Genomic DNA, 11,527 nt, shown 5'->3' on the forward strand with positions numbered 1-11,527 from the left:
CTGAGGTTTTGAGGACTTTTTGGGTATATCCGTTGCGGCGATTTGCTGTATCCTTTTCGCCGCGCTCGTTGCTCATGTAACCGAGATGGTTTTCCATCTCGCCATTGAGCATGGCTTCAAACATGGGACCGAAGATTTCTTTGAGGGCGTTTTGCATATCCTCTACGGTTTTGGGTTGATACTCTTCGATAATTGCCTTAGCGAGCGTTGCACCGCGCCGTGGGGGCCTCTTTGACATAAGGGTTCCTCCTTAGTTTTTGACTTCCCCTCACGGGGAGTGCTCCTAAGCTGTCTTCCTACTTACACAGTTTATTATACACTCCCATTATACCAATCGTTTGCATTGCTTGCAAGGTGTTTCAAGGTGTCCATAATGGACACCTTGTTTTTTATTCCTCTTCGTCTATCGGCTCAGACTCCGGCTTTTCCCCGCCTCTTTCTTCGGCGCCATTTTCACCGTTCTTTTCCGTGCGACGGGCTTCTGCTTTGCAGATGCTTCCTGTTGCTGCGCTTTTTTTGCCGCTCGGATCTTGCTAATGCGCGCGGCAAGCACGGGGGATACGCCTTTCTCTTCTGCCGGGCGCTCCTCTGTGACCACCGCCAAGCGTTCCGTCTGCACAGCCTGTGTCTGTACCTTCTCCTTATCCATTGTCTTTTCGATCATATTTGTCTTGATGTAATCGGCAGCCTTTTCCGCATCGTGCGCAGCACGAAACAGTTCATCAGGATTCTTCCTGAGTGCATTTGCCCACGACTTGAGATATGCGGCATGGTTATCATAATGTTGCTTATCAAACGAGATACCGTATTCCTGATGCAGGAACATTGAGGTCAGCTCTGCACGCAGCTCTTCCCGCGCATAGGTATCCGTTGCTTGCCCTCCAAATTCCCGATTAAGGCGTGACTCATGACCTGTACTATGTGCGATCTCATGTGCAGCTGTCGCATAGTAGTAAGCATCCGTCTTAAACTCCTCGCGAGAAACAAGATGGATTTCGTCCGTTGACACCGTATAGAAATTTTGATGATGCTGATCGTGATGAATCGATGCTTCGCTATTGGCGATCATTCTCTCCATCTTCTCGTTCAGAGCCTCAACCGGACGTTCAAACTCAGGCAGTGGCGGCACATTTTCCATTTGTTCAGCGTTAAATACAAGGGATCTCTTCACCAGCGGCGGGTCGAGCCGCACTTTTTTGATTTTTTTCTCCCCTGTCTCAGGATCTGTTTCATAGACAGGTTCCTTTTTCCCCGTCTTTTCGTTTTTCTTCCAGATCTCCCGCTCAAATTGGTAATACTCAACAACGGTTGCTTTTTCGCCTTTCTTGACCTGCGCGCCGATTGACTGCGCTTGTTTGTATGTTGCCCATCGGTTATCCTTATAACCCATACGCATGGCTTGATACGCCAACCGCATTCTGTTTCCGCCGTGGTAGTTTGCACTCTCCCCTTCTCGCGTGAGATTTTTGGGGCGACCACCGTTGATGATACCGGACTCCCAAAAAAACGGCTTTCCGGCAGCAATATCTGCGGCGACCTGCTCAACAAGCGCTTTGCGTGCTTCACTCACATCACTCATGGTCATTCGCCTCCTCTATCGGATTTGGGATCTCTGTTTGCAGCATACGCAGGATCTCCCTATCCTCATCGTCCAGTTCCTCCTCCGGCGTGCACAGCACACGCTCCTCCTCCGGCAATAATTGCCCCGGTTCACGCATGACGCCGTATTTCTCCTCGAACGCAAGTCGTTCACGCTCTAACTGTTCCATGTCTTTGGGCATTTCAACACCTCCTGTTAGCTCCGCGTGCAGCATCTCATGATCGGCACGGATAGAAAGCACGGCGTCGCGGTTATACCACACACGGCCATTCTCATGCATTGCACTTTTTTCCGCTCGAAATACACTCGTTCCGTTGACTGTCAATTCAATCTGCATATACTCCCTCCTTCGGCATTCGGCTAGTGTGTCCATTATGGACACCTTTACGGTCAAGGGCTTGCTCGTCCGTGTCGTGCGTGCCAGTCGCGCAAGAGCGCGGATACACGCTCCGGTGGAGTAGCCTTTGCCCGATGCTCCTCCATCGCTGCAAGACGAGCGTGCTCTTTTGCGCGCAGCTCTTCTTGACGGTGCTGCTGCGCCTCTGTTTGCTCTTGCTGTGTCCGTCGGAATTTTTCACGCTCCTTCGTCGGATCCCTTGACGGAGTATAGACATACGAGTCTTTCAATGCGGCGATCAGCCAGCCTGCCGCATTTTCGATTCGATTGCGCTGATGGGCATAGCGCAGCATCTTTGCCTTTTCCCGTACGGCACTCTCCCCATACCGGCGGATGCAATTCACCGTCACGTGCTCCGGGATGTTCAGCTCCGCACAAGCAGAAATCAAATCATCGGCAACAACAGGCTCTATTTCTTGACTTTTTGATCTTTCTATACATGGTGTTGTTGTTATTCTTTGTGTATTCTCTGTTGTAGTCTTTGCGCGCGTGCGCGAGGGAGAGGGGGTGTAATCCCGCGCCGATACTGGATTTTTCGGCAGTTCCGGCGAGGTGTTCCGTCGGGTCAAATTGGCACTCCCCGTCGGGTCATTTTGGCACTCCCGTCGGGTCAAATTGGCACTCTCGATAGTGCCACTAACTTCAACTTTTTGACTTTCTTCCTGAGTGTCATTTTGACACTCCTCATCCCGGACGTTTTCAACCGACGAATATTCCCCGGAAAGATCATATACGCGCTCTTCATCGTCTTCGTCCTGCGGCGATAGAGTCTCTGACGGTGAAAGCCTATTCGAGGGCACAGGAACAATCCCGGCAGGGATATAGATCTTCTCATCTGCTCGGCTCATACTCTCTTCTGCCTGTGCATGGACAATTTCTTGATTTATGACTGCCATACGGTCATAATTGATCGTATACGCCTTTTTCTTATCGAATCCATCTCCGATCCTGACAGATAGCAACAATTTCTCGGATTCAAGGTTTGTTATAATCCGCTTGATTGTGCGCTCCGACCAAAACGGGAACTGTTTGTTCCACTGTTTGACCGTGTTATAGATCCAGCGGCGCCCATACTCATCTTGTTTTCCCATCTTTTGGCTGATCCAATATTGAAGCTGCTGTAAAAAAACGGCTTCATTCATGCCAATTTTTGCAGCTAGGAGCGGCGAAAAAGTAAGTGGTGAATCGTAAGTAAGGCAGCTTGTCCCGGTCATATTTCTCCCTCGCTCAAGTGCTTCATCTGTAGCTCTGTCGCCTTTTCAAGATGCTCATTTAGAGCTTTTCTGAGGACATCCAACAGAATATTGCTGCGAGCTTCCCATTTTGCACAGTCCGGTCGTCCCAGTACTCTGCATTTCTCAAGATTACGATCTATCGTGTTACAAATATGTATCAGTGCGGCTGTAACCCACTGATTTACATCTGTATCATCAAGCCCCAACGAATCGACCGTATCATTATCGGTAGCGTCAAAGACCTCATCTATGGCAAAGGAAAGCCGTTCCTGCCCCTCTGCTTCAAGCGCTTCCTCCATCGATAGCGGCACAGGGGACATCTTATTCTCCACAGATTCCGGCTGACGCTTTTCTTTGACGCGCTGCACGGTCTCAACCGTCGGGCGTTCTCCTTGCGCCTCGATGATCTCTAGCATCTCATCCTGCTCTTCTTCCGGCAGTGCCGAAAGTTCGGCGGCTGCCGTCGCAGTCATACGTCCCTCCTCAACGGCTTCTTTTGCCGCATCCGATAGTTTCCCTATCGCCTCCTTGCGGGCGAGGGTCGTTTCGGATATATCAAGAAGGCTTGCAAAAAACGCTCTGAACTTCCCGGCGATCTCTCCGCGTTCTTTCTGATATTCATAGATCTTCCGGATGATCGGCTTAATAAGAGCGATCTCCGCCGCTTCTTCCACGGGTGAAAGATTTCGGCGAGATCCCTTATTCGGAAACACGATGTTCAGCGTTTCCATCTCATCGCCTGTGATGACTTCCTCCAGCGGATTTATGACCTCCCGTGTAATTGTCGGTACGCACGGATCGTCGGTCATGCCGCTTTCGAGACGATAGAGCTGTGCGAGACGCCGGCGATGTCCGCTCAGAATCATGTATTTCCCCTCTTCATCGGGGAGCTGCTTCACGATCAGCGGCTCAATCCGATGTGTGAGTTCAATCATCGCCGCCAGTTCGTCAATATTATCCGTCCGATATGCCGTGTTTTTTGGATTCGGCACAAGGTCATGGACAGAGCGCATTACAATTTGCTCCGCAAGGTGTTCATTATGGATACCTTGCGACTGCGGCTGCGAGTTTTTGTTCAGCAGCTTTGCGATCAGCGCTGACGACTGCTTTTTCATCTCACATACCCTCCATTAGTTCGCGCAGGAATTTCACGAGATCGCACGAAAATCCACAGTTCGGCGAATACTCGAAGATGCTGCAGTGTTCTCCCGCTGCCGCTTCCGGTTTGTCCTTGGTGTAACGAATGCGTGCCGTAAAGAGAGGAATATCTTTCCGCATTTTGGCAATCGTCCGGAATCCGTGTGGCGTCGCGGAAAACTTATTCAGCAAGCATCCGCGAAAACGAAGATGCGGATTGTAATCTGCCTGTATGGATTCGATATAGGAAATCATCTGCTCTACGCCACGGATGCCATAGAGATCCGGCGTCGTAACGATAATAACCTCATCACTTGCCGTGAGTGCGTTGATCACCGATGCGTTGATCGTCGGCGGATTATCGATGAGGCATACATCATAGAGATCTTGCACGGATGCGAGGGCGTCTTTGAGTATCGACTGTTGCACGATTGTCTCGTCCTTGATAACGGCAACATTTGCGTCCAACAGCCGCTCGTCACTCGGCAGGAGATGAATCAAGGGATAGCGTGTCCGGGAGATGCAGGAGCGAATATCCATCCCCGTCAAAACATCTGCAAGCGTAAAGTCCGGCGTAACATCAAAAAACTGCGTAGCGTTGCCTTGATCGTCGTTATCGACGACCAAAACACGCAAATCGCAGCTCTCGGCGAGCGCATAGGCAAGATTGACCGTGATCGTCGTCTTTCCTACGCCGCCCTTTTTGTTAATGAGTGATATTGTTTTCATGAAAATCAGTCCTTTCGCCTATTGTTTCTTCCGCGAAAGTCTGCTATACTAAACAAAGGTTCAGTCTGTTTAGTGCAGACGAAAATGCTGCCGATATTTTATCGGTGGCATTTTTTTTGCCCCCTTTTAACAACATCAAAGCAATTCGTAATTAGCTGTAAAACTTCATCCTCGTTGCCCCTTAAACTGATTCGCGCTGTTTTTCCATCCGTTGTCGCGATAACACAAGCCTTTGCACCTGACTTCGCACACTCGGTTATCAGCTGCGCTTTTACTTCTGATAGTGTCACTGTTATCCTTCCTTTTTTGCTCATACATCGAGATACCTCATCTCGAAGTACCGCCGATTCGTCTTGCCGCGCAGCGTACACTTGCCCATCTTTTGCAGGTCGGCATTGAGTTCTGCAAGAATTTTGTACGCCTTGGAGACTGAGATCGCGCACACATCGGCAATCTCCGGTGCAGTGATGAAGTTACTCTTTGCCGTCTTATAGCCTGTTGGCATCGTAATACCTCCTTTAATCCTCCAACAATTTGTACCACTGCTCTGGAAAGTCTAGGACAGTGGCTATTTTTTTTGCTACTGCTGGAGACGGTCTCCGTATTCCATTTTCGATGTTGGAATAGTGATTTTGAGAAATCCCTACAATTTTCGCAAATGACTTTTGAGAATACGATGCATTCATTCGTAGCTTCTTTAATAATTTCATATCACCCCTCCTTATATCTCATAATGAGATTATATTGTGTTTATCAAAAAAAGTCAACTCATTTTGAGATACAGTATTCAAAGTAAAATCGCTATTTGAGATAATATAGATACCATGGAGGTTGGTATGAATCGAATAGCAGAATTACGTAAGGCTCAAAATATGAGTCAAAAACAATTTAGTCGTTTACTAAACGTTGCTCAAAATACAATATCGCAATGGGAAACAGAACAACGCGACATAGACTCATCAACGTTGCTGAAAATATCTGAGTATTTCGGGGTCACAACAGACTACCTCCTCGGGCGCACAGACGATCCTACCCCACCACAAAAAGAAAAAGCTCCTTCACGTCATGAAGGAGTATTACAGGATCTCGAGGACTTATCTCCGGATATGGAGCTTGAAGTACGCGAGTTTATCAATTATCTAAAGCATAAAAACAATCTTGCCGCTGCTGCCGGGGGAAAAAACTAGTCATTTTTCCTCTCACCACGCCTGCGACGCTGGATCAAACTGCATAAAAAATAGGCGCTCATTGCGGGGCTTGAAACCATTGTGTTTAGATGCTATAATATAAAAACACGAAAACGAAAAGCATTGAAACACCAGAAAAGCCCTGCAAGTGCGAATTGCAGGGCTTTTTGTATGGTCAAAAAGCCATACAGCAGAGATTAACGGCTAGTGCCACAATGACGGCGTGTGCGCTACCATCCTAGCCACCGCTCTATCAGGTCACAGAGGACACTAATTAGCAGCTCAACAAGCACACGAAATACGAAAATCATGGAAACACCTCCCCTCCTGCCTATTTAAGCTCTCGGGGCTGTGGCAATAATCAGTATACTGTATTTTGAAAAGGATAGGAACAGGATTTTCGCTATGTGACCGTTTCCTCCGCACTTTATTACGACTCCCGGGATAGAAATGCCTTGGCATTACTATCCGCGACGCCGTAATATCGTGGCGGTCTCAACCGTCACATTGCCGCATAAAACCTGTTCCTCTGAATGAATCGTTGCTCCGCAGAAAGCATCAGTTGCACTCATGCTTTCTGCTACCGCCTCCCCACCCTCCACCTCATGGGGCGTTGCCCCCTGCACCCCCATTCTGAAAGGAGTCATTATGTCTGTCCACAAAGACTTAAAACGCGGTACTTGGTTTGCAAAGATCAAATACACAGACTGGGCAGGGAATAAAAAAGAGACAACGAAGCGCGGCTTTGCAAAAAAGAAGGACGCTCAGCTCTTCGAGCAAGAATTTTTACGCCAAAAAACCGAATCACCTTCTATGACCTTAGAATCTCTATATCATCTGTACATGGAGGATCTAAGGCATAGAATCCGACCAACGACCTATAGCACAAAAGAAAGTATATTCTCGAATAGAATCCTTCCCCATCTAGGACAATATCCCTGTGATAAGATTACTCCCAAAATCATACGTCAATGGCAGAACTTGTTGGTTGCCGACGAATACAGCCCAACGTATCTAAAGATGATCAACGGACAACTCGTATCGCTATTTAATTTTGCCGTTAAATATTATGGTCTCTACGTAAATCCTATGAAAAGTGTAGACACCATTGGAAAAAGCAGCGCTGAGGCTATGCAGTTTTGGACAGTAGATGAATTTAATAGATTCATCTTAACGCAATCCTCCCCTTTGCATAAAACGATATTTATGCTTCTATTTTGGACCGGCATGAGGGTCGGGGAATTACTGGCTTTGACATATGCCGATTTCGATCTCGAAAAGAAAATTGTTCGCGTTCAAAAATCTTACATAAGGCTAAAGGGAAAGGACTTAATCGGTCCTCCAAAAACTCCGGGGAGTAACCGTGTCGTTTCCCTTCCTTCTTTTTTGGTTGATAACCTAATGAGCTTTTTCGAATCACTCAAACCTCTTGATCCAAATGCGCGTCTTTTTATAGTGACTAGAGCATCTATACGCAGACTTCACACCGGCGCTAAAAAGGCAGGAGTCAAACTTATCCGTATTCATGATTTAAGACACTCTCACGCCTCATATCTCATACATATCGGTGTCCCCATTATGGAGGTTTCAAAACGTCTGGGACATGATAAAATCGAAACGACATTAAGAACCTATGCCCATCTATACCCCAAAGAGCATGATGTCGTCTTAGAGGCAATAGAAAATGACCCCCAAATTATTCGGGGGTCAAATCAGGGTCACAACGGTTGTAGTATTTGAAAAACCTATTGTTTTTCAATACTTATATCAATTATAGTACTTATTATAGCACAGCACGCGTCGTTTTGGAAAGGAGCTCTGTCAATGAAAATTGCACTCATATCCATGGAGATTATCCCCGGTCGTCCCGATCTCAACATGGAGCATATCCGAAAGAAAATAGAGGAAGCCAAAGCCGCGGGCGCGGAGACGGCGGTATTCCCCGCCTTTGCACTCTCGGGGAAATTCCTCGGAAGCGCGTTCTCGCAGCCCGCATTCCTGCACGACTGCATGGACTATGCACAGGAAATTGCACACGCGGCGGAGGGCGTCACCGTCCTCTTTGGCAGCATCGCGGACGAGGCGGAACGTCCCGTATCGGACGGCCGCACGCTCCTCCGCGCACGCGACGGCGTACTCACGGAGATTGCGCGCCGCCCGCTCCATACGAGCAGCCCCTTCTCCCCGCTCACCTATGCCCTCCCGGATGAAAACGTCCTCATTGCCGTCGATGCCGCGCCATTCCCCACGCCCGTACACGGTGCGGGACTCGCGGCGCTCGCACGCAAACACAGGAAAGCCGTCGTCTATGTCAACGCACTGGGCGTGCAGGATATGGGAAAAACCGTCTATGCCTTTGACGGCGTGTGCCGCGTCTATCGTGCGGACGGCGCGCCGGTGCTGACCTCCGCGCCCTATGAGGAGGGGCTGACTGTCGTCGATACGACACAGCTCACCTCGCTCGCCCCCGCGGTGGAAGAGACGTCTATTGCACCTGTCTACCGTACGCTCCGCTATGCCGTGCGAAAATTTTTGGAGCGCATTCATATGGAGCGCGTCGTCGTCGGCATCTCCGGCGGCATCGACTCCGCCGTCTCCGCCGCGCTCTATGTCGACGCCATCGGCGCGGATCGCGTGCTCCTCGTCAACATGCCGAGCCGGTTCAACTCGGAAACGACGAAGGGGCTCGCCGCACGGCTTGCGGAAAATCTCGGCTGCCGTTCCATGATCGTCCCCATCGAGGAAAGTGTCGCCTATACCGCCGCACAGCTTTCGGAGATTCCCATTGAGGGCGCGGCGGCGACACCCGGCGAACATCTGACGATCTCCTCCTTTGTCCGCGAGAATATGCAGGCGCGCAACCGCAGCGGACGCGTGCTGAGCAGCATTGCGGCTGCGTGGGGCGCGGGCTTTACCTGCAACGGGAACAAGGCGGAATGCACGGTCGGCTATGCCACCCTCTACGGCGATTTGGCAGGTTTTCTCGCCGCGCTCGCCGATCTTTGGAAATATCAGGTCTACGATCTCGCCCGCTATCTGAACGCCGAGGTTTACGGACGCGAAGCGATCCCGCAGGGCATCATCGACATCGTGCCGAGCGCGGAGCTGTCCGACGCGCAGAATGTCGACGAGGGAAAGGGCGACCCCATCCGCTACCCGTACCACGACTACCTCTTCCGCGCCTTTGCCGAGGAGAACCGTCTCCCCGAGGACATCCTGCGGGCATATGCGAAAAACACGCTCGAAGAATATATCGGCTGCGCTGCGGGACTTGTCGCCGCATATTTCCCGACGGCAACGGATTTCATCGCCGACCTCGAACATTGGTGGGGGCTCTATACCGGCATGGCAGTCGCCAAGCGTATCCAGTCCCCGCCCATCCTCTCCGTCAGCGGTCACGCCTACGGCTCGGATCACCCCGAGTCCCAAATCGGCGCATACGAGACACGCGCCTATCGTAAGCTCAAAGCTGAACTAATGAGAGGCTGATTTTTATACGAAAAGGGCTTGCTGCACCTACGCTAAAAACGTATTCGTGCAACAAGCCCTTTTACATCATCTGATCCATCGCCTCAAAGGCATGCAGCAAGACAGCCTCCCGAAGAAAATTACGAATCCAATAATGACGGTCACCATGGGCTCGGAAAGCGGGTCGATGCACACTGACCATTATTTCAACATGTGCCTGCGATAGTACGCCGCCTGCCGCAGCAACCGTTCGAGATCCCCCGCCGCAAGCATTCCCTACAAAAGCGATGACAGCTCGTCTTCCTGTGCGAGAGCATACGTGGACATACGCTCTTGTAAGAGATTTTCTCTGTATGAAAAAGTACACGGGGTAAGCACGCAGTCGCCCATAAGCCGTACAACACGATGAGTACTATACATCAGGACAGCAATGTCCCCTATGCTAAAAGTCCGATAAATTGTCTGAACCTCCGCAAGCACCGCAAAGGCAAGACAGAGCAGGTACTCACACGAGCCCAGTGATGTGTGGCCTATAAACAAAACAGAGGTATCGGCAACGAGCTATTGATTTCCTGTGCGCATATCCTCAGGCTGTAACAGGAGTCGCATTGAGATCAGTGGCTCCGTCCCAAGATCACGCAGTAGGGATCCGCATAGTCAAAGCATCCGCACGCATCTCCTTCGTCCGCTCCCCATCGCCACCTTGGCAGCAACGCCGCATCGCAGAATTTTCCATAAAGAAATTAAGCAACAAAAAGCCGATCAACAAAAGGCTTTTCATACAAGTATCCATGCAATGCAGAATCTCTAAAGCCCTTGGAAAATATCGATCGATTTGAATGTTTTGATCTTGTCCACGAACACGGAGGCAAGATCAAATCCGCACATCCACCTGGAGCGAGCGCGATGAACATGACATAGACTTTGTAGAGCTGTTCGGCATTTCAACCCGCGCGTGCCTCGAGGAGTACGACAATCATCGCCAATAAGCGCGCAAAGAGTGGCAGGTTTCAATCCACGTGCCCCCGTGGGGCGCGACGTCCTTCAAATTCCTTGTTGTCACGTATGTCGGCGTTGCAATCCACGCACCCCGCGAGGGGTGCGACCGTGTCGAGCAAGGTTCCGCTGGGCGGCATCGTAGTTTCAATCCACGCGCCCCGTGCGGGGCGCGACGTTCCTTGCATAAGGCGACATAGGTTTAAGGAGGGTTTCAATCCACGCACCCCTCGCGGGGTGCGACCGCAGCACAACGAGCTGGCTATATCCGCAGCGAAGTTTCAACCCACGCACCCCTCGCGGGGTGCGACCTCAACGAAGGTATCATTGTAAAAATCGAAGATGTTTCAATCCACGCACCCCTCGCGGGGTGCGACGAGTTTCGCAAAGATGCCGATCTCCCGATTCATGTTTCAATCCACGCACCCCTCGCGGGGTGCGACATGTGGCAGTACACCGACAGCGCACAGATTGGAGGTTTCAATCCACGCGCCCCGTGCGGGGCGCGACCGCGGATCTTTGTATCTCGGCGTGGGGAGATATAAGTTTCAATCCACGCGCCCCGTGCGGGGCGCGACGCCGCGTCATGCCGACCTTGAACACATCGTTTCGTTTCAATCCACGCGCCCCGTGCGGGGCGCGACCCGGTTTAACGGTCCAAATCAGGCTTTCTTCCTCGTTTCAATCCACGCGCCCCGTGCGGGGCGCGACGATGTCCTCCTTTGTTGCGGATTTCTCCGCATTGTTTCAATCCACGCGCCCCGTGCGGGGCGCGACG

Annotated in this window: 12 protein-coding genes; 4 read left to right on the forward strand and 8 right to left on the reverse strand. The window is 50.7% G+C overall.

Going from position 1 to position 11,527, the window contains the following annotated elements:
- The 8 genes from K341_RS0110345 to K341_RS13060 form a co-directional block, all read right to left on the reverse strand.
- Window positions 1–238, reverse strand: a 238-nt coding sequence (locus tag K341_RS0110345; RefSeq protein ID WP_026762751.1) for a transposase, incomplete at its 3' end; no start/stop codon positions are given.
- Between the two features lie 165 nt (window positions 239–403).
- The gene (locus K341_RS11940; protein ID WP_037349712.1) at window positions 404–1,585 is read right to left on the reverse strand and encodes an ArdC family protein; all 1,182 of its coding nucleotides are present in this window, start codon (window positions 1,583–1,585) and stop codon (window positions 404–406) included.
- Entirely contained in the window at window positions 1,572–1,937 is a 366-nt protein-coding gene (locus tag K341_RS0110355) for a hypothetical protein (RefSeq protein WP_009438657.1), read from the reverse strand. Before K341_RS0110355 ends, K341_RS11940 begins: the two co-directional genes overlap by 14 nt.
- A gap of 53 nt (window positions 1,938–1,990) precedes the next feature.
- Complete coding sequence (locus K341_RS12145) at window positions 1,991–3,211, reverse strand: hypothetical protein (RefSeq protein WP_050782881.1); 1,221 nt, start codon at window positions 3,209–3,211, stop codon at window positions 1,991–1,993.
- Complete coding sequence (locus tag K341_RS0110365; protein WP_009438675.1) at window positions 3,208–4,347, reverse strand: ParB/RepB/Spo0J family partition protein; 1,140 nt, start codon at window positions 4,345–4,347, stop codon at window positions 3,208–3,210. The genes K341_RS12145 and K341_RS0110365 overlap by 4 nt, the downstream gene beginning before the upstream one ends.
- A 1-nt stretch (window position 4,348) precedes the next feature.
- On the reverse strand, window positions 4,349–5,098 hold the full coding sequence (locus tag K341_RS0110370; protein ID WP_009438778.1) for a ParA family protein: 750 nt from the start codon (window positions 5,096–5,098) through the stop codon (window positions 4,349–4,351).
- A 310-nt stretch (window positions 5,099–5,408) separates the two neighbouring features.
- Window positions 5,409–5,603, reverse strand: coding sequence for a transcriptional regulator (locus K341_RS0110375; RefSeq protein WP_009438805.1), 195 nt, complete (start codon window positions 5,601–5,603; stop codon window positions 5,409–5,411).
- Between the two features lie 13 nt (window positions 5,604–5,616).
- Entirely contained in the window at window positions 5,617–5,808 is a 192-nt protein-coding gene (locus tag K341_RS13060; RefSeq protein WP_026762752.1) for a helix-turn-helix domain-containing protein, read from the reverse strand.
- Between the two features lie 126 nt (window positions 5,809–5,934).
- On the opposite strand from K341_RS13060, the gene K341_RS12430 reads away from it, so the two are divergent.
- From K341_RS12430 to K341_RS12740, 4 genes are all read left to right on the forward strand, one after another.
- Complete coding sequence (locus tag K341_RS12430; protein WP_071586905.1) at window positions 5,935–6,285, forward strand: helix-turn-helix domain-containing protein; 351 nt, start codon at window positions 5,935–5,937, stop codon at window positions 6,283–6,285.
- A 648-nt stretch (window positions 6,286–6,933) separates the two neighbouring features.
- Window positions 6,934–8,025: a site-specific integrase gene (locus K341_RS0110390; RefSeq protein WP_009438644.1), complete on the forward strand. Its 1,092-nt coding sequence runs from the start codon at window positions 6,934–6,936 to the stop codon at window positions 8,023–8,025.
- Window positions 8,026–8,109: 84 nt separating this feature from the next.
- On the forward strand, window positions 8,110–9,774 hold the full coding sequence (gene nadE, locus K341_RS0110395) for an NAD(+) synthase (protein ID WP_026762753.1): 1,665 nt from the start codon (window positions 8,110–8,112) through the stop codon (window positions 9,772–9,774).
- A 1,446-nt stretch (window positions 9,775–11,220) separates the two neighbouring features.
- A partial coding sequence (locus tag K341_RS12740; protein ID WP_162141751.1) for a hypothetical protein occupies window positions 11,221–11,527 on the forward strand: 307 nt, incomplete at its 3' end.

Origin of the sequence: Centipeda artemidis DSM 19719 (assembly GCF_000426665.1) — a bacterium.
Lineage (GTDB): Bacteria > Bacillota > Negativicutes > Selenomonadales > Selenomonadaceae > Centipeda > Centipeda artemidis.

Excerpts from the sequence above, each read along its gene's own strand:
- K341_RS12145 (WP_050782881.1), bottom strand. The coding sequence starts at position 3,211 with ATGACCGGGACAAGCTGCCTTACTTACGATTCACCACTTACTTTTTCG.
- K341_RS11940 (WP_037349712.1), bottom strand. The coding sequence starts at position 1,585 with ATGACCATGAGTGATGTGAGTGAAGCACGCAAAGCGCTTGTTGAGCAG.
- K341_RS0110365 (WP_009438675.1), bottom strand. The coding sequence starts at position 4,347 with ATGAAAAAGCAGTCGTCAGCGCTGATCGCAAAGCTGCTGAACAAAAAC.
- K341_RS0110370 (WP_009438778.1), bottom strand. The coding sequence starts at position 5,098 with ATGAAAACAATATCACTCATTAACAAAAAGGGCGGCGTAGGAAAGACG.
- nadE (WP_026762753.1), top strand. The coding sequence starts at position 8,110 with ATGAAAATTGCACTCATATCCATGGAGATTATCCCCGGTCGTCCCGAT.
- K341_RS13060 (WP_026762752.1), bottom strand. The coding sequence starts at position 5,808 with ATGAAATTATTAAAGAAGCTACGAATGAATGCATCGTATTCTCAAAAG.
- K341_RS0110375 (WP_009438805.1), bottom strand. The coding sequence starts at position 5,603 with ATGCCAACAGGCTATAAGACGGCAAAGAGTAACTTCATCACTGCACCG.
- K341_RS0110355 (WP_009438657.1), bottom strand. The coding sequence starts at position 1,937 with ATGCAGATTGAATTGACAGTCAACGGAACGAGTGTATTTCGAGCGGAA.
- K341_RS12430 (WP_071586905.1), top strand. The coding sequence starts at position 5,935 with ATGAATCGAATAGCAGAATTACGTAAGGCTCAAAATATGAGTCAAAAA.
- K341_RS0110390 (WP_009438644.1), top strand. The coding sequence starts at position 6,934 with ATGTCTGTCCACAAAGACTTAAAACGCGGTACTTGGTTTGCAAAGATC.